The following is a 24,771-nucleotide window of genomic DNA, read 5'->3' as shown; positions in this document are numbered from 1 at the left end:
GCCCGGTCAGCGCTCGGCGCGGGGGACCCTGGCGGCGAGCACCTCGAGGACCGACCCCAGCGCGACGTCGTGCCAGTGCCCGGACCCGGCGAGCATGTAGTGGCCGAGGCCGCCCATGTCGTGGAGCTCGGCACTGGCGGCGACCCTGCGCGCCCGGTCGACGTAGCGGCTGGTCTCCCGGAAGGACGTGATGCGGTCGCGGCGCCCGTGCGCGGCCCGGAGGTCGCGACCGGCCAGCGTGGTGACGGGGTCGTCGGCGGACCACCACGGGGCCAGGCCGACCACCCCGACGACCGAGGGGTCGTCGGCCACGTGCACCGCGACCCGGGCGCCCATCGAGTGCCCGAGGAGCACGACGGGTACGTCGCCGTGCGCGGACCGCAGCTCGTCGAGCGCCCACCGGGCGTCGTGCACCGGTCCGGCGCCGCCGTTCCACCCGCGCACCCGGTAGCGCGCGAGCCACACACCGACGCCGGCCTCGTGCGCCTGCGGCACGATCGAGCGCTGGAGCCACGCGGCCCGGCGCCACGACGCACTGGTCGGGCCGATGACCCGGTCCGACCGGGGCTTGCCCCCGTGGAGGACGAGGACCATGGCGCGCGGGTCGCCCGGGACGTCGGCGGTGGTCAGGAGAGGATCACTCACGTTTGTCCTTCGAGACGGTGGCGACGTCGGATGGGCGGGCGGGCCGGACGCCGGGTCAGTGGACGCCCACGCCCTCGGGTGCGGACTCGGTCGCGAGCTCCTCGTGCTTCACGTCGAGGAAGATCCACACGATCGCCGAGGCGGCGATCATCATCAGCGAGCCCACGAAGAACGCCATCGTGGCGCCCTCGGTGAACGAGCCCAGCGAGGCGAGCTGGCCCAGCGCCGCCTGGTCGAGCTGGGGCGCGGCCGCGGCGATCGACGGAGCGATCTCGTCGGCCCGCGTCTGCGCGAAGTGCAGCGACACCGTGCTGAGCGTCGCCAGGCCGAGAGCGCCGCCCACCTGCTGCATCGTGTTGAGCACGCCGGAACCGATCCCGGTGTCCTGCGCGCGCAGGTGGTGCACCGCGACCAGGGTCAGGGGCACGAAGTTGAGCCCCATGCCGAAGGCCATCAGCACGACGAACGGCAGGATCTGCGTCCAGTAGTTGACGCCGTCGCCCAGCGCGACGCCCTGACCGCCCAGCGACGCGGGGAGCGAGGCGAGGATCGACCCCGGGTCCTCGGGGACCGTGATGCGGCTGAAGCCGTAGAGCGCAGCGGCCGAGAGCAGCGTGCCGACGCCGGAGAGGTAGCGCGGGTCGACGAAGGCGATCAGCCTGGAGGCGGCCGTCGCCGAGATGATCATGGCGATCGAGAACGGGAGGAAGGCCACGCCGGTCTGGAGCGGGGAGTAGCCCACGACCAGCTGGATGAACAGCGAGAGGAAGAAGAACATCGCGAACATCGCGGCGGGGACGATCATCATGACCGCGAAGGCGGCCGCGCGGTTCTTGCTCCTGAAGATCCGGAACGGCATCAACGGGTGCGCGACGCGGCTCTCGATCAGCAGGAACACGCCGAGGAGCGCGAGGCCGAGCACGAGGCTGGCGATGGTCGTGGTGTCGTCGAAGCCGTAGCGTGAGTCGCCCGCACGGGACAGGCCGTAGACGATGGCGAGCAGGGCACCCGTGCCGGTGATGGCACCGGGGACGTCGAGCCAGCCGGTGTGGCGCTCGGACTCGTCGAAGAAGCGGGGTGCGAAGAACGCCGCACCCAGTCCGATCGGGACGACGATGAGGAACGTGTAGCGCCAGCCCTCGAGGCCGAGGATCGGGTCGAGCCCGGTGAGCCAGCCGCCGAGGAGGAGCCCGACGGCCGCGCCGACGCCGGCCATCGCCGCGTAGATGGCGAAGGCACGGTTGCGCTCCTTGCCCGCGGGGAACGTGGTGGTGATCAGTGCGAGGGCGGCGGGGGAGGCGAGCGCCGCTCCCAGGCCCTGGAGGGCCCGGGCCGACAGCAGCATGAACTCGTTCTGGGCGAAGCCGCCGACGAGCGAGGCGACTGCGAAGACCAGCACGCCCACCATGAAGATCAGCCGGCGGCCGTAGAGGTCCGCCAAGCGGCCGCCCAGCAGCAGGAAGCCGCCGAAGGTCAGGGCGTAGCCCGTGACGATCCACTGGAGGTTGGCCTGGTCGATGTCGAGGTCGGCGCCGATGTAGGGAAGGGCGATGTTGGCGATGGTGCTGTCGAGCACCACCATCAGCTGCGCCAGCGAGATGAGCACGAGCGCCCAGCGCAGGCGCTTGTGCTGCTCGGGGGTCACCTCGTCGGCGACCAGGGTGCTGTCGGTCATGGAACGTCCTTCGTGGATGGTGGTGCGCGTCAAGTGGATCAGGGGGGTCCGACAGTGGGTCGGACGTGATGGTCAGTCGGTGCGGGACGTGGGTCCGTTGAGCGCCGCGGGGAGGATGACCTCGTCGAGCACCCGTCCGACGAGCTCGGGGGTGACGGGCTCACCGAGCAGGAAGGCGCGGTGCAGCACGATGCCGGCGAGTGAGGGGCCGAGGATCGTGAGGTCGGCGTCCGGGTGGACTTCTCCTCGTGCGCGGGCCCGCTCGTAGATGGCCCGGGACGTCGCGATCTTGGGCCTGATGAAGTCGCGACGGTAGACCTCGGCGAACTCCGGGTCGCGCCCCATCGCCGTGACGACGGCGGCGAGGACGGACTGGGCCTGGGTGTCGTTGAGGCCACCCTGCCCGCAGTAGGCGGCGAGCAGGTCACCGCGCAGGGTGCCGGTGTCGGGGGCCGAGGACGTGGTGGCGTGGTGGTGGGTGACCGCGGCGACGACGAGCTCGGGCTTGCCCTTCCAGCGACGGTAGAGCGTGGCCTTGGACGCCTTCGCCCGGGTGGCGACGGCGTCCATCGTGAGCAGGTCGTAGCCGACGTCCGCGAGCACCTCGAGGGTCGCCTCCAGGATCTCCAGCTCGCGCTCTCCCGCCACGCGGGGGCGGGTGCCGGTCTCGGTCGGGGTCACGCATGCTCCTCGGTCGTCCTGGGCGGAACGGAGTGATGAAACGGAACGGTTTCGTTTCGACAACGTCAGGGTAGGCAGATCCATTCCGATGGAACAAAGGCGTTTCATCCGGTCCAGACCACTGCGTCGCGCGAGGTGTCCGAGGTGACCGGCAGACTGTGCGCATGAGCACGTCCGAGCGGCCCGACCCCGAGCTCACCGAGGTCACCGACGCCCCCGCGGCGTCGGTGGCGTCCGCCCCGCCCGAGGCGCGCGAGCGCCACCAGGACCTGAGCGAGCAGGTGGACGACGCCCGCTGGCGCTACTACGTCCTCGACGATCCGGCGCTGTCCGACGCCGAGTTCGACGTGCGGCTGCGCGAGCTCGAGTCCCTGGAGGAGGAGTTCCCCGAGCTGCGCACCCCCGACTCGCCCACCCAGAAGGTCGGGGGAGCGGTCTCCACCGAGTTCACGGCGGTCGACCACCTCCAGCGGATGGAGAGCCTCGACAACGCCTTCTCCTTCGAGGAGCTCGCCGCGTGGCACACCCGCATCCTGCGCGAGGGCATCGAGTCGCCCGCGCTGCTGTGCGAGCTCAAGGTCGACGGCCTCGCCATCAACCTCCTCTACGAGCAGGGCCGCCTCGTGCGTGCGCTCACCCGCGGCGACGGGCGCACCGGCGAGGACGTGACGCCCAATGTGCGGACCGTCGCCTCCGTGCCGCACCGGTTGACCGCGACCGACGAGCACCCGGTGCCCGCTCTGCTGGAGGTCCGCGGCGAGGTGTTCCTGCCCACCGACGCCTTCGAGCGGCTCAACGCCTCCATGGTTGAGGCGGGCAAGCCGATGTTCGCCAACCCCCGCAACGCCGCCGCCGGCTCCCTGCGCCAGAAGGACCCTCGGGTCACCGCGACCCGCGACCTCGGCATGGTCTGCCACGGCATCGGTGCGCGCGAGGGCTTCGAGCCGACCTCGCAGAGCTCGGCGTACGACGCCCTGCGGGCCTGGGGCCTGCCCATCTCCGAGCAGGTCAGGGTGGTCGCCACGCTCGCGGAGGTCGAGGAGTTCATCACCCACGTCGGCGAGCACCGCCACACCATCGTCGGCCACGAGATCGACGGGCTCGTGGTCAAGGTCGACGACGTCGCGCTGCAGCGTCGGCTCGGCTCCACGAGCCGGGCGCCGCGGTGGGCGATCGCCTTCAAGTATCCCCCCGAGGAGGTCAACACGCTCCTCAGGTCGATCGAGGTCAACGTCGGCCGCACCGGGCGCGTCACCCCCTACGGCGTCATGGAGCCCACGAAGGTCGCGGGCTCCACGGTCGAGAACGCCACCCTCCACAACGCCCACGAGGTCAAGCGCAAGGACGTGCGCCCCGGCGACACCGTCATCCTGCGCAAGGCCGGCGACGTGATCCCCGAGATCCTCGGCCCGGTGCTGGCGCTGCGACCGAAGGGCCTGAGGCCCTGGCGGATGCCGACGAGGTGCCCCGCGTGCCGCACGCCGCTGGCGCAGCAGAAGGAGGGCGACAAGGACCTCCGCTGCCCCAACCACGAGAAGTGCCCGGCCCAGGTGCGCGAGCGGGTCTTCCACGTCGCCGGCCGGGGTGCCTTCGACATCGAGGGTCTGGGCTACGAGGCGGCGGTCGCGCTGCTCGACGCCGGCGTGATCACCAACGAGGGCGACCTGTTCGACCTCGACGAGGCAGCCCTGCTGAGGGCGCCGTTGTTCACCCGGGCGCCGAAGAAGGGGGAGGAGGGGCCGCAGCTGTCGGCCAACGGCGCGCGCCTGCTGGCCAACCTCCGCGAGCGCAGGGCGGCCGTGCCGCTGTGGCGGGTGCTGGTGGCGCTCTCGATCCGCCACGTCGGGCCGACCGCAGCGCGTGCGCTGGCCACCGAGTTCGGCTCGATGAGCGCGATCCGCGAGGCCTCGGAGGAGGCGCTGGCGGCCACCGACGGCGTCGGCCCGACGATCGCGGCGTCGGTGCGCGAGTGGTTCCACGGCGCGAGCGTCGGCGACGCCGAGTCCGAGGAGGTCGGCGACAACGCCGCGTGGCACAACGCGATCGTCGACGCCTGGGCCGCCGCCGGCGTGTCGATGGCCGACGAGAGGGACGAGTCCGTCCCGCGCACGCTCGAGGGCCTCACGATCGTGGCCACCGGTTCCCTGCAGCACTACACGCGCGACTCGGTGAAGGAGGCAATCATCAGCCGCGGCGGCAAGGCTTCGGGGTCGGTGTCGAAGAAGACCGACTACGTCGTGGTCGGCGACAACGCCGGGTCGAAGGCCGACAAGGCCGAGCAGCTCGGCGTGCCGGTGCTCGACGAGGACCAGTTCGTGGTGCTGCTGGAGAAGGGACCCGACGCGCTGGAGGTTTGAGAAGGGCCGGGGGCGGTCATCAACCCAGGAACGAAACCATTCCTGGGAGTCTGCATGCGCCTCATCCGTCACCTCGTGCCCGCCGTCGTCGCGGCAGCCGGTCTCGCGGCACCGCTCGCCGTCGCGCCCACCGCGCACGCCGCCCCGAGCTGTGCCGGCCTGCGGGCCACGATCGTGGGCAACGACAAGGCCAACACCATCACCGGCACGCCGCAGCGCGACGTGGTGGTCGCACGCGGCGGCAACGACACCGTCCGCGGACTCGGTGGCAACGACGTGATCTGCGGCGGCGACGGCGCCGACACGATCCTCGGCGGTGACGGCAACGACCGCCTCCACGGCGAGACCGACCTGGTGCGGCTCGACCAGTTCGGCCGGGTCGTCAAGAAGGGCGACACCATCTCCGGCGGCGCAGGCGACGACACGATCGACCTCGGCCACGACCCGCGGCCCGCCAGCGAGGGCACCGCCGTGCTTCTCGACGGCGTCACCTACGTCAACGCGATCGCCCCGGTGGTGGTCGACTTCCGCGCCGCCGCGACCGTCCCGATCGCCGCCGACGGCAACGACACCGTCACCGGGTTCGACGGCGGCATCCGGCTCGTCGGGTCACCCCTCGGCGACACGGTCAAGGGCACCAACTCCGCCGACGTCATCACTGCGCGCGGCGGCGACGACACGATCTTCGGTCGGGGTGGTGACGACACGATCGTCGCCGACACCGCCGGCGCCCTCGGCAACGACCGGCTCTACGGCGACGCGGGTGACGACACGCTGACCGGCAGCCTCGGCTCCGACACCTTCGTCGGCGGCAGCGGCGCCGACACGCTGAGCTCGACCTCGGAGCTCCACCAGGAGTTCCGCGGCGGGAGCGGCGTCGACACCGTCACCTTCCCGATCCCCGGCGAGTCCGGCTTCTCCGCCCGGGGCCACGGCGGGCAGGACAAGCTCCGGCTGCTCCCCAACTCCAACCCGGCGATCAAGCCCACCCTGCGCATCGACCAGATGAGAAGGACGACCATCCGCGACCTCCCCTTCACCATCGAGGGGAAGATCAACGGCTTCAGCGACGTCGTGCTCCCGGCGCGGACGCTGTCGATCTTCAAGGGCAGCAACGACTCCGAGGTCATCACCGCGCACCCCGACTACCGCGCCATGATCTACGGCCGCGGCGGCGCCGACGTGATGACCGGTTCCCGGCAGCCCGACCGCCTCGACGGCGGCCGCGGGTTCGACATCGCGCGCGGTCGTAGCGGCAACGACACCTGCAAGGCGGCCGAGAAGCGCTCCAGCTGCTGAGCCTCCTGCGCAGCGCGTCTTCTTCCCCCGCAGCGCCGGACGGGGGCACGATTCCTCCATGGCGCGCACCAGCAGGCTGCTCGTGCTCGCAGTGGCCTGGGCGGTGCCGGTCTGCTGGACCGTCCTCGCGCTGCTGGCCGGCCCGTCCGACGGCACCAGCCTCTCCTCGAGGCTCCTGCCGTCGGCCGGCGCGAGCTGGGGCGAGACCGTGCGGGTCGCGACCACCTACGGCGAGACCCCCCTGCGGCCCGGTGACGTGGTGCAGGCCGTCGACGGGCGCTCGCCGGCCGATTGGGTCAGCGACAGCGACCGGGACGGCGACGGCGTACGGCGTCAGGTGGGCGACGTGGTCCGCTACGAGGTGCGCCGCACCGGGTCCGGCCTCGACCTGATCCAGCAGGTCGACGTCACGCTGACCCGCTACCCGCTCGGGGCCGCCACGCGGAGCGCCCCGCACGTGGTGCTCCTGCCCGCCCTGCTGCTCGTGCTGGGCTCCCTCGTCTTCTGGGCACGACCGGCGGCCGGTCCCGCCCGGGCGTTCCTCGCGGCCGCCGCCCTGCTGCCGGCCGCCATCACGTCCACCCCGCTGGGTCTCGGCGTCATCGACCTCGCCGGCGCCCGTGGCGCCTGGCCCCAGCTCGTCGGGGAGGCCATGGCCGCTCTCGGGCTGGTGGCGCTCCTGCTCTCGGTCGCGCTCCTGACCCGAGCCGCTGCCCGCGACCGGTGGGCGACGCTCGCGCTCCTCACCGTCCCCCTGCTCGGGTACGCCGGCTGGGTGGCGGTGCGTCTCGGGAGCGCCGGTTCGCCCCTGGAGCGGCTGTCGGTGTGGGCGACCGTCTGGGCGCCCGCCCTCTGGGCCACCGCCCCGGCCCTCCTCGTGGTCGCGACCATGGCGTACCTCAGGGCTCGAGAGCGCACCGACGTGCTCGCCACCCGGCTCGCGCTCCTCGGCATCGCCGCCGGCGCCACGGCCTGGTTCGTCCTCGGCCCAGCGCCGGCCCTGCTCACCGGCGCCCCGTTGCTGCGCCAGGACGTGCTCGTCCTGCTCGCAGGGGCGCTCGGGCTGGCCGGCGTCGCGGCCGCCGCCGGGCGCTACCACCTCGCCGAGATCGAGCCGCGGGTCCGGCGCGGGCTCGTCCAGGCGCTCGTGCTGGTCGTCGTCGCCGCCGCCTTCGTCGCCATGGTGCGGGCCGTGGACGCCGCGGCGGACATCTCGGTCGGCTCGATGCTCGCCGGTGGTCTGCTGGCGCTGCTGCTGCTGCCGGCGGCCGTCGCGGTGCAGCGGACGGTGCGCCGCGTGGTCTACGGCGACCGGGAGTTCCCGCACCGGGTGGTCTCGGACCTGCGCCGGCTCGACGCGCTGACCGCTCCGGAGGACGCGTTGCGGGAGGCGCTCGAGCTGCTCGCGCGCCGCCTCCACCTGTCCTTCGCGGCCGTCGACGTGCTGGCCACCCCGACCTCCGGGCCGGTGGCCGCCTCCGTCGGTGCTCCGACCGGGACGCCCGCGACCGTCGACCTGTCCGTCGGCGGCACCACCGTGGGCCGTCTCCGCCTGGAGGTGGACGCCGGCCACGACCCCTTCGGACCCGGTGACCGACGGCTGCTCGAGGACGTCGGCACGCAGGTGGGTGCCCTGGTCCAGGCCGTCACCGCCAACCGCGAGCTGCAGGTGTCCCGGCAGCGGCTGGTCGCAGCGAGGGAGGAGGAGCGACGCAGGCTCCGGCGCGACCTGCACGACGGCCTGGGGCCGTCGCTCGCGTCGCTCGCGATGCGCCTCGAGGCAGCCACCGACCTCATCGAGGACGACCCCGGGCAGGCGGCCGACCTGGTCGCGCGGCTCTCCGACCAGGCCCGTGAGGGCATCGGCGAGGTACGCCGGCTCGTGGAGGGCCTGCGCCCGCCGGCGCTCGACCAGCTCGGCCTCGTGTCGGCGTTGCGCCACCGGGCTGCCGAGCACGGCGCCGGGGCGGGCACGGTGCCGTGGACCGTCGAGGCCGACGACGACATCGAGCCGCTCACCGCGGCGGTGGAGGTCGCTGCCTACCGCATCGTCGTCGAGGCGGTGACCAACGCGCAGCGCCACAGCGGCGCCGACCGGTGCGTCGTACGCCTGTCCCGCGACGCCGGCGACCTGCGCATCGAGGTGTCCGACACGGGGTCGGGGCTGGCAGCGGACCGCCGTCCGGGTGTAGGCCTGTCCTCGATGCGGGAGCGGGCCGAGGAGCTCGGAGGGACGTTCGAGGTCGTCGACCGCCCCGGTGGCGGCACCGTGGTCCGGGTGGGTCTGCCGCTCGACCAGGGATGAGGAGTCCGAGCACGAGTCAGGAGGAGCCCGATGGACGGCTACCGGGTGTTGATCGCCGACGACCACGAGGAGTTCCGCCGTGGGCTGGAGGCCCTGCTCGCCGCGACGCCGGACGTGGAGGTGGTGGGCACGGCCTCGGACGGCGCCATGGCGATCGCCCTGGCCCTCGACCTCCAGCCCGACGTGGTGCTGATGGACCTGCACATGCCGCGGGTCAACGGCATCGACGCGACCGCGCAGATCGTCGGCTCGTCTCCCCACATCGGGGTCCTCGTGCTGACGATGATGGAGGACGAGGAGTCCGTGTTCGCGGCCGTGCGCGCCGGGGCACGTGGCTACCTCCTCAAGGGCGCGCGGCGCGGTGAGATCACCCGGGCGGTCCAGGCCGTCGGCGCCGGCGAGGTGATCTTCGGGCCGGGCATCGCCGACCGGGTGATGGCCTACTTCGCGGGTGCCCGCAGCCGACCGGCCGCCGACGCGTTCCCCGACCTCACCGAGCGTGAGCGGGTCGTGCTGGGGCTCATCGCGGAGGGCAAGGAGAACGGGGAGATCGCCCGACAGCTCGGCCTGTCGATCAAGACCGTGCGCAACCACGCCAGCAACATCTTCACCAAGCTGCAGGTGGCCCACCGGGCGCAGGCGATCGTCAAGGCCCGCGAGGCGGGGCTGGGCTGAGCGACGAGGCTCGGCTGAGTCGGGATGGGGGTCAGCCGGTGTCGTCGCGGCAGCCGCCCTGGAGCCGCGCGTCGTCGCGAGCGTCGGCACCCACGGCTCGGGCCTGGGCCAGGTCGGGGTAGACGACGGACGCGCCGTCCTCGGTGCCGAAGGTGCCCGTGATGATGCAGCCCGTCGTGCGCCCCGGGTCGACCAACGTCAGGGCCTGGACGAGGCGGTAGACCTCCGCGGGCGACATGTCGGTCTGCAGGCCGCCGAGCGCGGAGAGCGCGACCCCCTCCATGAAGCCCTCCTCGTCCTCGGCGCTCCGGAGCCGCTCCAGCGTGCCGAGGAGCAGCCGCTGGTGGTTGGCCACACGCTCGAAGTCGCTGCCACCCGGGAGCGTCTCGCGGGTGCGCGCGTACGACAGCGACTGATCGGCGTCGAAGGTGTTGCGCCCTCGCTCCACCCGGACGTCGCCGTCCTCGGTGGTGAAGGCCTGCGGCGAGTCCACGCGGACGTCGCCGACGGCGCCCATCATCGTCAGGAACCCCTCGAACCCGGTCACCAGGACCACGTCGGGCTCGATCCCGAGCAGGTCGTCGACCTCGCGCGCGATCCCCTCGGGGCCGTCGTCGCGCAGAGCCGTGTTGAGCCGGGCCCGACCGCCGTCCAGCTCGACGTAGAGGTCGCGGGGGAGGCCGATCGCGACGGCGCGGCCGGTGTCGAGGTTCACCCCGACGAGCTGGATCGCGTCCGTCAGGCCCGCCATCACGTCCTTGCCGGCGGCGGCCTCGGAGCCAAGGGCGAGGACCCAGACGACCCCGTCGCCCGCGTCGACCGCCTTGGCGGTGCCGATGGTCGTCAGGCTGATGGTCGTGGGGTGCACGGCGCCGGACGGCACGACGAGCGCGATGCCGGCCAGGAGCGCCAGCCGTGCGGCGGTGCGCCGCAGCCACCTCATGACCCGGCCTCCGGCTCCGTCTCGGCGGACGACTCGTCACCATCGTCGAACCTGACGTCGTAGCCGAAGATCGACCAGCTGTCGTCGTCACCGGCCTCGAGCATGAACCGCCCGTCGAGCGCCAGCGGTCGCGTCGAGCCGTCCTCCATGGTCGCCTCGAAGGTGAAGTGCACCGCGGCGGTCCCGCCGTGCACCTCGCCGGCCTCGTCGAGGAACGACAGCCGGGCGTCGAGCTCGGTGGCGCGCACGGCGGTCGCGTCGCGCACGGTGGCGGCGGTGAGCAGGTCGATGTCCCGGGTCGCCTTGCGCGCGGCCACGCTGGTGAAGGACTCGAAGGCCCGGACGAAGTCCTGGCGGGGGAACTCCCCGAGGAACCCCTCGACCACGTAGTCGGAGAGGACGTCACCGACGGCGCCCTCGACCTCGGCGCGGGCGGCCTCGTCGAGGCTCTCGGCCCCGGTGACCGTCTGCACGCGGAGCGCGGCGGACTCGGCGCTGGGGGTCTCCTCGTCGTCGGGCGGGCTGCCCGTCGAGCAGCCGGCGACGAGCAGCGCCACCGCGACCGCGACGCCGGTGCGTGCGGTCCGCCCGACGTGGCGTCGAGTGTGGCCCATGCCGATCATCATGGCCGACGCAGCCTGCGCTGTCTCAGCTCGCCGGGACCGTGTTGACGGGGGAGAGGTCGAACTGCGCCACGTTGTCGTGGGCCGGGTGCCGTGTGCCGACCGGGCCGCGGGCGAACTCGGTGACCAGGGTCCCGGTGACCGTGCGGGTGAACTCCAGCGTCCGGGCACCGAGCGGGCGCTCGCACCGGTCGACCATCGCGCAGCCCCAGCGCAGCGTGCCGGCCGCGAAGACCCCGGCACCCGACCCGGCCGTGTAGTAGACCGACTGCGTCGTGGTCGTGACGCCCCGGCACGAGTACGGCGAGTGGCTGAGCACCTGCAGCGGTCGCGGCAGCCGCCCGTCGGGGTAGACCCGGTCGGCCTCCGGACCGACGAGGCCGTGGACGTGGGTGCCGCGGCGTACGCCCGTCCCCCGGAAGCCCCACCAGCCCGGGGTGGCGACGACGTAGTCGGCGTCGACCGGGTAGCACTCGTACTGCATGCCCAGCAGGTCGTGCTCGGGGCGGGGCACCGGCGGCTCGCGGAACAGCGCGGTGGCGTCGACCGAGCCCTGCGCGTAGAGCGGGTCGAGGTGGGCCGAGTGGCGGTAGCCGACGACGACGCGGGCGGGGCCCTCGGAGCCCGGCTCCAGCCGGATCCGCCAGTACATGGTGTTCGCCCCCAGGAAGGCCAGGTTGGTCCCGGCGTCGCGGGCGCCCATCACGACGTCGCGCATGGTGTTCGTCCAGTACTCGTCGTGACCCATCGAGACGTAGCCGCGGGCGCCGGCCAGCGCGCCCGGCGTGGTGTGGAGGTCGACGTTGGTGAAGTAGGACAGCGGCACGCCGGTCCGCTCGGCGCGCACGACGACCGGGATCGCGGCGGTGCGGTAGTCGTTGGCCCCGGTCGCCCCGTTGTAGGGCCGGTCGAAGCTCACCGCGTGGCTGGGTGCGTCGCCGTTGGCGCCGGCGTACAGGCTGTAGCCGCCCCACTCGTTGTAGGCCTGCCACGTGGTGACGGGAGCGACGAGCGCGACGGTGCCCCGCGCCGACTCCGAGCTGACGACGTAGGGGACCTGCGTCTCCCACCCGGTGTCGGTGCGCAGGCGGAAGACGTAGAAGCCGGGCGTCCAGGTGGAGGTGTCGACGGTCAGGTCGCGCTCCCACGGGGCCACCACGGTGCGCCGCTCGTACGACGACCACCGGGGCGCCGGCTGCCGGCGGCCGCGACGGAACCCGGACTCCCACACGAAGGCGCCGGTGCCGCCCTCGTAGGACCCGATCCGGAACGCCGCCGCCTCCCAGCCGCCCTCGGTCGTCGACACCTTCAACCCCAGCTGCGTGCCCGGCACGCCGCTCGCGTGCGTGGTGTAGGCCGCGACCTCGCCCCGGTAGGACGGCCGGCTCACCCGCCAGTCCTCCGTGCCGCGGGGCTCGGGCGTGGGCTCGGGCTCCGGCGGCTCGGTCGCCTCCGCGTCCGCCTGCGCCCGGGGCAGGCCGATCGCGACCCCCGGGTCGGTGCCGGCGTCCCGACCGGTCCGCGCGTCGGGTGCACACCCGGTCGCCAGCACCACGAGCGCCACCAGGACTGTCATCGGCTGTGCCAGGATCGTCATGCTGTCGACGCTCGTCGGGAGGCACTTCCCGGCACATGGGGCGGCGATCCCGGACGGTCGGGACGTTGCGGACCACGTCCCGACCGGGGGCGGGCGCTGCCGAGGCGGGGACCTAGGATCAACCCCATGCCCGAGATCTCCAGGGACGAGGTGGCCCATCTGGCCATGCTCGCCCGCATCGACCTCTCCGACGCCGAGCTCGACCACCTGGCGCCCCAGCTGAGCGTCATCCTGGAGTCGGTGGCCTCCATCAACGGGGTCGCAGGCGACGACGTGCCGCCCACCTCGCACGCCCTGCCGCTGACCAACGTCTTCCGCGAGGACGTCGTGGTGCCGGGCCTGACGGCCGAGGAGGCGCTGTCCGGCGCCCCCGCCGTCGAGGACCAGCGCTTCTCCGTCCCGCGGATCCTGGGCGAGGAGGCCTGATGAACGAGATCACCCGCAGCACGGCCGCCACGCTCGCCGAGGGGCTCGCGGCCGGCGACCACACGTCGGTCCAGCTCACCGAGGCCCACCTCGACCGCATCGACGCCGTCGACGGCGCGGTCCACGCGTTCCTCCAGGTCGACCGCGACGGAGCGCTCGCCGACGCCGCGGAGTCCGACGCCCGGCGCGCCCGCGGCGAGGCACGCGGGCCGCTCGACGGCGTACCGATCGCGGTCAAGGACGTCCTCGCCACGAAGGGCCTCGCGACGACCTGCGGCTCGAAGATCCTCGAGGGGTGGATCCCGCCCTACGACGCCACCGTGGTGTCACGGCTGCGTGAGGCCGGGCTGCCGATCCTCGGCAAGACCAACATGGACGAGTTCGCGATGGGCTCCTCCACCGAGCACTCGGCCTACGGCCCGACCCGCAACCCGTGGGACCTCGACCGGATCCCCGGCGGGTCCGGTGGCGGCTCGGCAGCCGCGGTCGCCGCCTTCGAGGCTCCGCTCGCCATCGGCACCGACACCGGCGGCTCCATCCGCCAGCCCGGCGCCGTGACCGGCACGGTCGGCGTGAAGCCGACCTACGGCGGCGTCTCGCGCTACGGCCTGGTGGCGCTCGCCAACAGCCTCGACCAGGCCGGCCCGGTCACCCGCACGGTGCTTGACGCGGCGATGCTGCACGACGTCATCGGCGGGCACGACCCGCGTGACTCCACCTCCATCCAGCAGGAGTGGCCGTCCTTCACCGAGGCGGCGCGGGCCGGCTCGGTCGGCGACATGAGCGGCGTCAAGGTCGGTGTCATCACCGAGCTCGCCGGCGAGGGCTGGCAGGCCGGCGTCATGGCGCGCTTCCAGGAGTCGGTCGACCTGCTGGTCCGGGCGGGGGCCGAGGTCGTCGAGGTGTCGTGCCCGTCGTTCGTGCACGCCCTCGCCACCTACTACCTCATCCTCCCGGCCGAGGCGTCGAGCAACCTCGCGAAGTTCGACGCGATGCGCTACGGCCTGCGCGTGACGCCGGACGGCGACCCGAGTGCCGAGGAGGTCATGCGGGCCACCCGCGACGCGGGCTTCGGCGACGAGGTCAAGCGCCGCATCATCCTCGGCACCTACGCCCTGTCGAGCGGCTACTACGACGCCTACTACGGCCAGGCCCAGAAGATCCGCACGCTCATCAGCCGCGACTTCGACGCCGCCTTCGCCGGTGTCGACGTGCTCGTGTCGCCGACGGCACCCACCACGGCGTTCAGGCTGGGGGAGAAGCTCGACGACCCGATGGCGATGTACCTCAACGACCTCGCCACCATCCCCGCCAACCTCGCCGGCGTGCCCGGGATCTCGGTCCCCAATGGCCTCGCCGACGAGGACGGCCTGCCCAGCGGCTTCCAGGTGCTCGCCCCCGCGCTCGCCGACGACCGCGTCTACCGCGTCGGAGCCGCGCTCGAGGCCCTCCACGCCGACCAGTGGGGCGGCCCGCTGCTCGACCAGGCGCCCGCCCTGACCGGCGCCCCGACTGCCGAGGTGAAGTGACGTGACCGAGACCCTGATGCCCTTCGACGACGTGCTCGCGGCCTACGACCCGGCCCTCGGCCTCGAGGTCCACGTCGAGCTCAACACGGCCTCGAAGATGTTCTGCGGCTGCCCGGCCGTCTTCGGTGGCGAGCCCAACGCCGGCGTGTGCCCGACCTGCCTCGGCCTGCCCGGTGCGATGCCGGTCGTCAACGGCAAGGCCGTGGAGTCGGCCATCCGCATCGGCCTCGCCCTCAACTGCGACATCGCCGAGTGGTGCCGGTTCGCCCGGAAGAACTACTTCTACCCGGACATGCCGAAGAACTTCCAGACGTCGCAGTACGACGAGCCGATTGCCTTCGACGGCTACATGGACGTCACGGTGCCGACCGAGGGGGGCGACGACGAGACCTACCGGGTCGAGATCGAGCGTGCCCACATGGAGGAGGACACCGGCAAGTCGCTGCACGTCGGCGGCGCCACCGGTCGCATCCACGGCGCCGACCACTCCTTGGTCGACTACAACCGCGCCGGGATCCCGCTCATCGAGATCGTCACGCGGCCCATCCTCGGCGCCGGCGAGCGGGCGCCCGAGGTCGCCAAGGCCTACGTCGCGCAGCTGCGCGAGCTGATCGTCGCGCTCGGCGTCTCCGAGGCGCGGATGGACCAGGGCAACCTGCGCGCCGACGTCAACCTGTCGCTGTCGCCCAAGGGCAGCGGCACCCTCGGCACCCGCACCGAGACCAAGAACGTCAACTCGTTCCGCTCCGTCGAGCGGGCCGTGCGCTTCGAGATGCAGCGGCACGCCGCGATCCTGAGCGGCGGCGGATCGATCCTGCAGGAGACGCGCCACTGGCACGAGGACACGGGGATCACCACGAGCGGGCGGGTGAAGTCGGACGCGGAGGACTACCGCTACTTCCCCGAGCCGGACCTGGTGCCGGTCGCGCCGAGCCGTGAGTGGGTCGAGGAGCTGCGCGGCACGCTGCCGGAGAACCCGACCGTACGCCGCGCGCGGCTGCAGGCCGAGTGGGGCTTCAGCGACCTCGAGATGCGCGACACCATCGGTGCCGGCGCGCTCGGCCTGGTCGTCGAGACGATCGCCGAGGGTGCCGCCCCGCAGGCCGCCCGCAAGTGGTGGCTCGGTGAGCTCGCCCGGCGCAGCAACGAGGACGGGGTCGACCTCGTGGACCTGCCGATCACGCCCGCCCAGGTCGCCCGCATCCAGGCGCTCGTCGACGAGAAGGTCGTCAACGACAAGCTGGCCCGCCAGGTGTTCGAGGGCGTCCTCGCAGGTGAGGGCGGCCCCGACGAGGTCGTGGAGAAGCGCGGCCTCGCGGTCGTCTCCGACGACGGTGCGCTCGGTGCGGCGGTCGACAACGCCATCGCCGCCAACCCCGACGTGGCTGACAAGATCCGCGACGGCAAGGTCGCCGCTGCCGGCGCCCTGATCGGCGCCGTGATGAAGGAGATGCGCGGCCAGGCCGACGCCGGCCGGGTCCGGGAGCTGATCCTGGAGAAGCTCTCCTGACCCCTACTTTGGTCGGAAGATGCGTCCGAAACACGGTCTAGACAACTTGTTATGGTGCTGGCGAGTCCCATTGGTCACATCGCCAACCAAGACGCTCGCAGCATCGGGGGAAGTGGTCGGCCGCGGCATGCGGCCGTGACGTCCCCGGCGAGCGGAAAGGAAGTCATGCACCATCGCATTCGACCCATCCGATCAGCAGCGGTCGTCCTGTCGACCGTCGCCCTGGGCGCCGGAGTGCTCGCCGCTCCGCCGGCCACGGCCGACCCGTCGTCGGCCCTCCGGGCTGCCAAGGCAGGCGTGAAGACCGACAGCACGCCGTCCAACGTCGCGGCCGACTGGATCACCGACGAGCTCGCCAACGGGCTGATGGTCGGCTCGAGCGGACCCGACTACGGGCTGACTCTCGACACCGGCCTCGCGCTGCACAGCGTCCCGGGTCACGAGGCCGGCGTCGCGGCGATCAACGCCGCGTTCAAGCCGCGCGTCGACGAGTACGTCGGCGACGGCACCAAGGAGTCGTACGCCGGAGCGCTCGGCAAGGCCGCCGCGTTCATCCGCGCCGCGGGCGAGAACCCGATCGACTACGGCGGCAAGAACCTGGTGGCGCGCCTCGAGCAGCGCACGGCCGACGTGCCGGCGGACCCGGCCGCCGAGCCGCAGGCCGCGGCCATCGCCGGCCGGATCTTCGACAAGTCGGAGTTCGGCAACTACGCCAACGTCGTCGGGCAGTCCTACGCCGTGCGCGAGCTGTCACTCGCCCGGTCCTCCGAGGCGGTCGCGGCACGCGACTTCCTGCTGAAGCAGCAGTGCGCGTCGGGCTACTTCCGGCTCAACTTCGAAAAGGCCAACGTCCCCAACCAGTCGTGCACCGAGGGCACGCCCGGCAGCGAGCTCGATCCGGACGCCACCGCGCTCGCGATGATCAACCTGATCGAGTCGCACGACAGCTCCCCGGCGGTCAAGGCCGCCCTCGACAAGGCCAGCGCCTGGCTGGTCGACCGGCAGCGCAACAGCGGTGCCATCCGCAGCTCCGGCGCCAACGCGCAGATCAATACCAACACCACCGCCCTCGGTGGTTACGCCCTCGGCCTGATGCGCCAGTCCGACGCTGCGCAGAAGGCGGCGCTCTGGGTCCGCAAGAACCAGCCGGTCGACAAGTACAAGTGCCGCACGGCACTGACCAAGGACACCGGTGCCGTCGCCTTCCGCAAGGACCGGTCCAAGGCAGCCAAGGCCACCGGCATCCCTGCCGAGGGTCGCGACGAGTGGCGCCGCGCCACGGCCCAGGCGATCCTCGGCCTGCAGTTCGCCCCGGCGAGCAAGGACAGGTTCCGCATCGAGTCCGTGCGCAAGCAGGCCCGTGCCGGCGAGCGCGTCCAGTTCCGCGTCTACGGGCTGGCGCCCGGCGAGAGCGCCTGCATGCAGGTCAAGGGTGACTTCCGCCGCGTCAAGGGCAAGACGAAGGGCACCAAGATCGTGCGCAAGCTCCGTCTGCCGACCGGCAACCAGCGTCGTGTGGGTCTCGTGAAGACCTCGGACGACGAGGCGCGTACGTGGATCCGGGTCCGCAACTGACCCACTGCTCCACCCGATCCACAGCCCCACCGCTGCGGCCCGGCGTCCACGGATCTCATCTCGTGGCGCCGGGCCGCAGTGCGTCCCGGGCCGTTCTGGGCGTAGGCTGCGCAAGCCGCACCCGACCGGGTCGGCACCACACACGCCCGAGCTGGGGAAAGCCGGTCCGAAACCGGCGCTGACCCGCAACCGTGGGCACGGGAGCGATCCCGTGCGAGCCGGAACACCTGCCTCGACGCGTCTTGATCACCATCGCTGTCGAGGAATGCAGCGGGGGCGGGCCGGTGCATGCCGCTTCCCTCGCTGTCGCAGCGAGGGAAGGAACCATGAAATTCTCCACGTCGAGGACCGCCCTGTCGGGCCTCGCCCTCTCGGTCGCCGCCACCGCGCTGGCGCAACCGCTGCTCGCACCCGCCGCCCATGCCGCGACGGACGCCCCGCCCACGAGCGCCGCACGCACCGGCACCGGGTGGCTCGCCACCCAGCTCACCAACGGTGTCATCCACAACGACACCTACGACTTCGACGACCTCGGCATGACGATGGACATCGGGCTGAGCATGGACGAGGTCGGTGGCGACCAGGCCATGGTCCGCCAGATCCGCTCGTCGCTCGCGAGCCGCGTGCAGGAGTACGCCGCGCCGTCGGCCACCGAGCGCTACTCCGGCTCCCTGGCCAAGTCGCTGGTGTTCGCCCAGGTCTCCGGCGCCGACCCGCGGGCCTACGGCGGGCTCGACCTGGTCGCGGAGACGGAGGCGCGGGTGACCGAGGGCGGTCCCAGCGCGGGCCGTCTCCAGGACCTCTCCGACTACGGCGACTACGCCAACACCTTCGGCCAGGCGCTCGCCGTGCGCGGCCTGTCCGTGGCCGGCTCCGCCAAGGCCGCCCCGGCGACCGACTTCCTGCTCCAGCAGCAGTGCTCCTCGGGCTACTTCCGCGTCTTCTTCGCCACCGACGCGTCCGCGGCCGACCAGTCGTGCGTCGAGGGCACCGACCCGACCGACACGGACACGACGGCGTACGTCGTCAACCAGCTCGCGGCCACCTCGCCCCGCTCGGCTGCCGTGGACGCCGCGATCGCTCGGGCTGTCTCCTGGCTCGGCGCGACCCAGCGGGCCGACGGCTCGTTCGTCGGCAGCCCCTTCACCCCGGACCCCAACACCAACAGCACCGGGCTCGCCGCCAGTGCGCTCGCCGCGGCCGGGACGTGCGAGCAGGCCGGCCGTGCCGCCGAGTGGGTCGCCTCCCTGCAGGTGGGCCCGCAGCCCTCGACCTCGCCGCTGGCCGGCGAGGAGGGCGCCCTGGCCTACGACCAGGCGGCGATGGACGCTGCCGCCGCCAATGGCATCGGCGCGGGGCGCGACCAGTGGTGGCGCGCGACCGTCCAGGCCGTCGCCGGCCTCACCCACGCCCGTGGCTCGGCGAAGGCGCTCGCCGTCACCTCCACCGGCAGCGAGCCCGGTGGCACGGCGAGGCTGTCCGCGACCGGCGGCACCGCGGGTGACCGCTTCTGCCTCACCGGCCCCGGCATCGCCGGCAGCCGCACGGTCGTCGTCGGCGCCGACCGCGTCCTCGACGCCGCCGTCACCCTGCCTGCGGCCGCCGGCCCGGCGACGTACACGCTCACCGGCCGCGATGGTGCGACCACCCACACCGTCGCCGTCCGCTCGTCGGCGCAGCCGACCCAGCCGACCCAGGCCGACGCCGCGCGCGGCTCGGTCGCGGGCGTCCGTCTCGTCGGACCCGCCGGCTTCCGCAAGGCCGGCAGCAAGGTCGCCCTCGAGGTGCTCGGCGCTGCTCCCGGTGCCCGCTTCGTGCTTCGTGGCCCCGGTGTCGCCGACGCCACCATCGTGGCGGCGTCGGACGGCGTGCTGACCCGCACCGTCACGCTGCCGCAGGCGACGACGACCGCCGCCTACGTGCTGCTCGGCTCGGACGGCCAGGTCGGCGACGAGACCCGGGTGCTGGGGAAGCGGAAGCTGAAGGTGTCCACGCTCAAGAGCGACGGTCCCCGCACCCGCGTGCTGGTCCGCCGCCTCGTCGCCCGGGAGAAGGTGCGCCTGGTCGTCGCCGGCCGGACGCTCGCCAAGGGCCGCGCCAACGCCAAGGGCCGCTTCCTCGCCCGCGTCGCGTTGCCGGACGGTCGCGCCAAGGTCCGCGTCCGTGCCGTGGGGCAGTTCCCCGCGCTGCGCTCCGGCTCGACGAGGGTGACGCTGCGATGACGACGTACGCCGTGCGCCGTGTGCTCACCGCCCTGCTGCTGGTGGCCGCCCCGGGGCTCGTCCTCGGGTCGGCCACGGCGGCCGGCGCCGCCACGTGCGCGTCCTCGGGCGGCGTCAGCGTCGTCGTCGACTACCGCGAGCTCGGCGGCGGCGCGGTCACCGCCTGCGCCGCCGACGGGGGCGGCAAGAGCGCCGCGGCGATCTTCGCCTCGGTCGGGGTCGACATCTCCTACGCGACCCGGCAGCCCGGGTTCGTGTGCCGCGTCAACGGCGTCCCGGCCAGCGATCCCTGCGTCAACACGTCCCCGGCCGATGCCTACTGGGGCCTGTGGTGGGCCGACGGGTCGAAGGCGTCGTGGACCTACGCGTCCTACGGCGTCGGTTCGCTCACCGTGCCGGCCGGTGGCTCGGTGGGCTGGTCCTGGCAGCAGGACCGCACGGCCTCGACGAGCGTCCCGCCCGGCGTCGCCCCGCCCGTGACGAAGTCGACGCCCACCTCGTCGCCCTCGCCGACGGCGACCTCGTCCCCGTCGCAGACCTCCTCGCCGACCTCCTCGCCGACCTCCTCGCCCAGCTCGGGCGGCAGCGGGTCCGGCAGCGGGTCGGGCGGCGGGTCCGGGAGCGGGTCGGGCAGTGGGGGCTCCCAGCCCAGCAGCTCGTCCTCCCCGTCGGCAGGCAGCGGGGGCGGCTCGGGGTCCAGCCCCTCGTCCAGCCCTTCGTCCAGCCCGTCGTCGGCGTCCTCGCCCTCGGAATCGGCGTCCGCCGACCCGTCGGAGGCGCCCGTTGCCGGTGAGTCTCCTGGAGACTCACGCCGCTCAGCGGGCGCCGGCGGGGCCGGCGACAAGGGCGACGCAGGGTCGGGCAAGGGGTCCGGGAAGGGGTCCGGGAAGGGGTCCGGGAAGGGCTCCGACGACCGTGAGTCTCCCAGCGACTCACCGTCCAGTGCCGGCGACGACCCCTCCGAAACCGCCTCTGAGTCGCCCGCAGGCTCAGCGTCGAACGCCTCCTCCGAGGCGGTCGACCCGCAGGCCGACGACCCCGCCCGGGTGCCGGCCGCCGTCACCTGGGGCGTGCTCGGGCTGCTCCTGGTCGCGATCGCGGTCAGCGCGGTCGTGGCGCGTCGTCGACGGGGGGTCTGACGCGTCGTGACCGGACCGGCGGCCCTGCCGCGTGACCTGCACCCGATCGCCTGGTGGTCCTGGGCGATCGGGCTGGCCACCGCGGCGTCGTTCACCACCAACCCGCTGCTGCTGCTCCTCATCATGGGGTCGGCGACGGTGGTGGTGATGGCACGTCGGTCCGGTCATCCCTTCGGCCGGTCGTTCCGGCTCTACGCCATGCTGGCCGCGTTCACGGTGGTCGTCCGGGTGGTCTTCCGGATCATCTTCGGCGGCCAGGAGGTCGGCAACGTGCTGCTCGACCTGCCCGAGATCCCGCTGCCCGACTGGGCGGCCGGCATCCGGCTGCTCGGCCCGGTGACCAGTGAGGCACTGCTGGCCGGGTTGTACGACGGGCTCCGGCTCGCCGCGATCATCCTGTGCGTGGGCGCCGCGAACTCGCTCGCCAATCCCAAGCGGCTGCTCGCCTCCGTGCCGCCGGCGCTCTACGAGATCGGCGCCGCCCTTGTCGTGGCGGTGACGATCTTCCCGCAGCTCGCCGACAGCGCCCGCCGGGTCCGTGCCGCCCAGGCGCTGCGCGGCGGCGCGACGTCGGGCGTCGGGCGCCTGCGCCGCTTCCTCGTGCCGGTGCTCGAGGACGCGCTCGAACGGTCCCTGGCGCTCGCCGCCGGGATGGACACCCGCGGCTACGGCCGCTCCGGCGGCGCGACCGTCCGGGAGCGGTGGGTGACCGGTTCCCTGCTGCTCCTCGCCCTCACCGGCATCTGCGTGGGGACCTATGCCTGGCTCGACCCGACGGCCCCCCAGGTCCTGGCACTCCCCATGCTCGGCGTCGGTGTCTCGGTGGCCGTCGTCGGGCTCGCCAGTGCCGGACGTCGGGTGCAGCGCACCCGCTACCGCCCCGATGCGTGGCGCGGTGCCGAGCTCTTCACCGTCGGCGTCGGCGTCGTGGTCGCGGGCCTCGGCTGGTACGTCGGCCGTGCCCAGGTCGTCGTCGCCTACCCGGGTGTCGACATCGTCCCCTACCTCTCTCCCCTCGCCCTCGCGGTGGGGGTGCTGGGGGCGCTCCCCGCCGTCGCAACCCCGGTGCCCGCCAGTGCACCCGTCCGCCAGGAGGTGGTCGCATGAGCGGGCACGGCGTGATCGAACTGCGCGACATCGGCTTCCGCTACGACGAGCACCAGGTGCTGGCCGGCGTCGACCTCACCCTCGACGAGGGCGAGCTCGTGCTGGTCTCGGGTCGCACCGGCGTCGGCAAGTCGACGCTCCTCGGCATCGTCACCGGGCTGGTGCCGCGCTTCACCGGCGGTGTGCTCACCGGCGACGTGCTGCTCGACGGGCGGAGCATCGTCGACCAGCCGCCGCGGGAGCGCGCCCACCTGGTGGGCTACGTCGGACAGGACCCGCTGGCCGGCTTCGTCGCCGACACGGTCGAGGAGGAGCTCGCCTACGGCATGGAGCAGCTCGGCACCGCGCCCGAGACGATGCGGCGCAGGGTCGAGGAGACCCTCGACCTGCTCGGCATCGCCGAGCTGCGGGCGCGCGACCTGCGCACCCTCTCCGGCGGGCAGCAGCAGCGGGTCGCGATCGGCGCGGTCCTCACCACCCACCCCCGCGTGCTGGTCCTCGACGAGCCCACCTCGGCCCTCGACCCGACGGCCGCCGAGGACGTGCTCGCGACGATCACCCGCCTGGTCCACGACCTCGGACTGACCGTGCTCCTCGCCGAGCACCGGCTCGAGCGGGTGGTCCCCTTCGCGGACCGGATCTGCCTCGTCACCGGCGACGGCGGCATCCGGGTGGGTGACCCGCACACGGTCCTCGTCGACTCGCCGGTCGCTCCACCGCTCGTCGAGCTCGGTCGCCTCGCCGGCTGGGAACCGCTGCCCTTGACCGTGCGCGACGCCCGGCGCCGGGCTCGTTCGCTGCCGGAGATCGTCCCGTCCGAGCCGACGCCGAGCCCCGCTGCCGAGCCGCTGCTCGCCGCGCGGGGGGTGACGGTGGTGCACGGCGCCCACGTCGCCGTGCGCGACGTCGACCTCACCCTGTCCTCGGGACGCGTCACCGTGCTCATGGGCCGCAACGGCTCGGGCAAGTCCAGCCTGATCTGGGCGCTGCAGGGCTCCGGCAAGCGTCGCTCCGGGACGGTCCACGTCGCGGGCGACGACCCGGCCGACCTCGCGCCCGCCCAACGACGTACGCACGTGGGGTTGGTGCCGCAGACCGCCGCCGACCTGCTCTACCTCGAGACCGTCGTGGAGGAGTGCACCGCCGCCGACGTCGGCTCGGGGGCCGACCCCGGCACGTGCCGCGGCCTCCTCGACCGGCTCGTCCCGGGCATCGACGAGACGATCCACCCACGCGACCTGTCCGAGGGGCAGCGGCTCGCCCTGGCGTTGTCGATCGTCCTCACCGCCCGCCCGCCGGTCGTGCTCCTCGACGAGCCGACCCGCGGGCTCGACTACGCCGGCAAGGCGGAGCTGGCGCGCATCGTCGCCGACCTCGCCGCCGACGACCACGCCGTGCTGCTCGCCACGCACGACGTCGAGTTCGCCGCCCACGTCGCCGACGAGGTCGTGGTGATGGCCGAGGGCGAGGTCGTGTCCAGCGGTACGCCGCGACGGGTCCTGGCCGAGTCGCCTTCCTTCGCCCCGCAGGTCACCAAGGTCCTCGGACCGCCCTGGCTGGTCGTCGACGAGGTCGCCGTGGCGCTGCGCGCCCGGGTCGGGGAGGAGCACCGATGAGCATCCAGGAGCGAGTGCTCGAGCGCACGCGGACCCGGGCCGAGCTGCCGGTGGCCCTGCCGATCGGCCCGCGTACGGCGGCCGTGCTGGTCCTGGCGTCCATCGCCGGCCTGATGATGCTGTGCTGGCCACTGCTGCTGGCGGCGCGACCCGGCGAGCGGGTCGAGCCGCCGTTCCTCTTCCTCGCGCTGCTGCCGCTGGTGATGGTGGTCGTGCTCGCGGAGATGGGCGAGGGGGGCATGGACTCGCGCGTCCTGGCCGTGCTGGGCGTGCTGTCCGCCATCAACGCGGTGATGCGCGGGCTCGGGGCCGGGACGGCCGGCATCGAGATGGTGTTCTTCCTGCTCGTGCTGGGCGGACGCGTCTTCGGTGCCGGGTTCGGCTTCGCGCTGGGCTGTACGTCGTTGTTCGCATCGGCGCTGCTCACCGCGGGCGTCGGACCGTGGCTGCCGTTCCAGATGATCTGTGCGGCGTGGGTCGGCATGGGGGCGGGCCTGCTGCCGCGGCGGGTCGGCGGCCGCGCCGAGATCACGATGCTCGTCGTCTACGCGGTGGTCGCGTCCTACCTCTACGGCCTGCTGATGAACCTCAGCTTCTGGCCCTTCGCGCTCGGAATCGCGGTGCCGGGTCACGAGGGCTCGCTGGCCTACGTCGCCGGGGCGCCGGTGCTCGAGAACGCCCACCGCTTCCTCATCTACACGCTCCTGACCTCGACGGGCGGCTGGGACACCGGGCGCGCGATCACCACCGGCATCGCGATCGTGGTGCTCGGGCCGGCGATCCTCACCACGCTGCGCCGGGCGGCCCGCCGCGCCGTCGTACGTCCCGGCTGACCGACCCCGGTCGC

General features: G+C 73.2%; 19 protein-coding genes and 1 riboswitch. Of the genes, 13 read left to right on the top strand and 6 right to left on the bottom strand.

From position 1 onward, the window contains the following. Positions 1–6: 6 nt before the first annotated feature. The 3 genes from ACNKF0_RS15655 to ACNKF0_RS15645 all read right to left on the bottom strand — a co-directional run bounded on the left by ACNKF0_RS15655 (position 7) and on the right by ACNKF0_RS15645 (position 3,001). Positions 7–645 (bottom strand): alpha/beta hydrolase, encoded by a 639-nt coding sequence (locus tag ACNKF0_RS15655; RefSeq protein ID WP_416953570.1) that lies wholly within the window; start codon positions 643–645, stop codon positions 7–9. Positions 646–700: 55 nt separating this feature from the next. Beyond that, a complete protein-coding gene (locus tag ACNKF0_RS15650) occupies positions 701–2,320 on the bottom strand; it encodes an MFS transporter (RefSeq protein ID WP_416953569.1) in 1,620 nt (539 codons plus the stop codon). Between the two features lie 72 nt (positions 2,321–2,392). Further along, a complete protein-coding gene (locus tag ACNKF0_RS15645; RefSeq protein WP_299924744.1) occupies positions 2,393–3,001 on the bottom strand; it encodes a TetR/AcrR family transcriptional regulator in 609 nt (202 codons plus the stop codon). 164 nt (positions 3,002–3,165) lie between these two features. Between ACNKF0_RS15645 and ligA the strand changes: the two genes are divergently transcribed. Genes ligA through ACNKF0_RS15625 form a run of 4 tightly spaced genes read left to right on the top strand, consistent with a single transcriptional unit; the run spans position 3,166 to position 9,637 of the window. Continuing rightward, positions 3,166–5,358 (top strand): NAD-dependent DNA ligase LigA, encoded by a 2,193-nt coding sequence (ligA, locus tag ACNKF0_RS15640; protein WP_416953566.1) that lies wholly within the window; start codon positions 3,166–3,168, stop codon positions 5,356–5,358. A 54-nt stretch (positions 5,359–5,412) separates the two neighbouring features. Continuing rightward, positions 5,413–6,657, top strand: a complete 1,245-nt coding sequence (locus ACNKF0_RS15635) for a calcium-binding protein (RefSeq protein ID WP_416953564.1) — start codon at positions 5,413–5,415, stop codon at positions 6,655–6,657. A 58-nt stretch (positions 6,658–6,715) separates the two neighbouring features. After that, positions 6,716–8,962, top strand: a complete 2,247-nt coding sequence (locus ACNKF0_RS15630) for a histidine kinase (RefSeq protein ID WP_416953562.1) — start codon at positions 6,716–6,718, stop codon at positions 8,960–8,962. Positions 8,963–8,992: 30 nt separating this feature from the next. After that, positions 8,993–9,637 carry a response regulator gene (locus ACNKF0_RS15625; protein WP_299924733.1) on the top strand — a complete coding sequence of 215 codons (645 nt, stop codon included), beginning with the start codon at positions 8,993–8,995 and terminating at the stop codon, positions 9,635–9,637. A 31-nt stretch (positions 9,638–9,668) separates the two neighbouring features. Here the strand turns inward: ACNKF0_RS15625 and ACNKF0_RS15620 are convergent, their stop codons facing one another. The 3 genes from ACNKF0_RS15620 to ACNKF0_RS15610 are packed head-to-tail and all read right to left on the bottom strand — an operon-like array spanning position 9,669 to position 12,800. Beyond that, complete coding sequence (locus ACNKF0_RS15620) at positions 9,669–10,580, bottom strand: LCP family protein (protein ID WP_416953560.1); 912 nt, start codon at positions 10,578–10,580, stop codon at positions 9,669–9,671. Continuing rightward, on the bottom strand, positions 10,577–11,194 hold the full coding sequence (locus tag ACNKF0_RS15615) for a hypothetical protein (RefSeq protein WP_416953558.1): 618 nt from the start codon (positions 11,192–11,194) through the stop codon (positions 10,577–10,579). The genes ACNKF0_RS15620 and ACNKF0_RS15615 overlap by 4 nt, the downstream gene beginning before the upstream one ends. A gap of 34 nt (positions 11,195–11,228) precedes the next feature. Continuing rightward, the gene (locus ACNKF0_RS15610; RefSeq protein ID WP_416953556.1) at positions 11,229–12,800 is read right to left on the bottom strand and encodes a N,N-dimethylformamidase beta subunit family domain-containing protein; all 1,572 of its coding nucleotides are present in this window, start codon (positions 12,798–12,800) and stop codon (positions 11,229–11,231) included. Positions 12,801–12,926: 126 nt separating this feature from the next. Here ACNKF0_RS15610 and gatC point away from each other — a divergent pair, with 126 nt between their 5' ends. The 9 genes from gatC to ACNKF0_RS15565 all read left to right on the top strand — a co-directional run bounded on the left by gatC (position 12,927) and on the right by ACNKF0_RS15565 (position 24,757). Then, on the top strand, positions 12,927–13,226 hold the full coding sequence (gene gatC / locus ACNKF0_RS15605) for an Asp-tRNA(Asn)/Glu-tRNA(Gln) amidotransferase subunit GatC (RefSeq protein WP_268112728.1): 300 nt from the start codon (positions 12,927–12,929) through the stop codon (positions 13,224–13,226). After that, positions 13,226–14,755: an Asp-tRNA(Asn)/Glu-tRNA(Gln) amidotransferase subunit GatA gene (gene gatA, locus ACNKF0_RS15600; protein WP_416953554.1), complete on the top strand. Its 1,530-nt coding sequence runs from the start codon at positions 13,226–13,228 to the stop codon at positions 14,753–14,755. The genes gatC and gatA overlap by 1 nt, the downstream gene beginning before the upstream one ends. A gap of 16 nt (positions 14,756–14,771) precedes the next feature. Then, positions 14,772–16,265 carry an Asp-tRNA(Asn)/Glu-tRNA(Gln) amidotransferase subunit GatB gene (gatB, locus tag ACNKF0_RS15595; protein WP_416958548.1) on the top strand — a complete coding sequence of 498 codons (1,494 nt, stop codon included), beginning with the start codon at positions 14,772–14,774 and terminating at the stop codon, positions 16,263–16,265. Positions 16,266–16,430: 165 nt separating this feature from the next. Then, positions 16,431–17,840 (top strand): hypothetical protein, encoded by a 1,410-nt coding sequence (locus tag ACNKF0_RS15590; RefSeq protein ID WP_416953552.1) that lies wholly within the window; start codon positions 16,431–16,433, stop codon positions 17,838–17,840. Between the two features lie 110 nt (positions 17,841–17,950). After that, positions 17,951–18,090, top strand: a riboswitch (cobalamin riboswitch). A 76-nt stretch (positions 18,091–18,166) separates the two neighbouring features. Further along, positions 18,167–20,062, top strand: coding sequence for a hypothetical protein (locus tag ACNKF0_RS15585; protein WP_416953550.1), 1,896 nt, complete (start codon positions 18,167–18,169; stop codon positions 20,060–20,062). After that, positions 20,059–21,201, top strand: coding sequence for a hypothetical protein (locus ACNKF0_RS15580; protein ID WP_416953548.1), 1,143 nt, complete (start codon positions 20,059–20,061; stop codon positions 21,199–21,201). Before ACNKF0_RS15585 ends, ACNKF0_RS15580 begins: the two co-directional genes overlap by 4 nt. Positions 21,202–21,207: 6 nt before the next feature. Further along, on the top strand, positions 21,208–22,308 hold the full coding sequence (locus ACNKF0_RS15575; RefSeq protein WP_416953546.1) for an energy-coupling factor transporter transmembrane component T: 1,101 nt from the start codon (positions 21,208–21,210) through the stop codon (positions 22,306–22,308). Beyond that, a complete protein-coding gene (locus tag ACNKF0_RS15570; protein WP_416953544.1) occupies positions 22,305–23,924 on the top strand; it encodes an ABC transporter ATP-binding protein in 1,620 nt (539 codons plus the stop codon). Before ACNKF0_RS15575 ends, ACNKF0_RS15570 begins: the two co-directional genes overlap by 4 nt. Next, a complete protein-coding gene (locus ACNKF0_RS15565) occupies positions 23,921–24,757 on the top strand; it encodes an ECF transporter S component (RefSeq protein WP_299924696.1) in 837 nt (278 codons plus the stop codon). Before ACNKF0_RS15570 ends, ACNKF0_RS15565 begins: the two co-directional genes overlap by 4 nt. Positions 24,758–24,771: the final 14 nt, after the last annotated feature.

Origin of the sequence: Nocardioides sp. T5, from assembly GCF_048161455.1 — a bacterium.
Lineage (GTDB): Bacteria > Actinomycetota > Actinomycetes > Propionibacteriales > Nocardioidaceae > Nocardioides.
The sequence above is the reverse complement of the archived record's forward strand: the minus strand, read 5'-3'. Positions and strand labels throughout refer to the sequence as shown.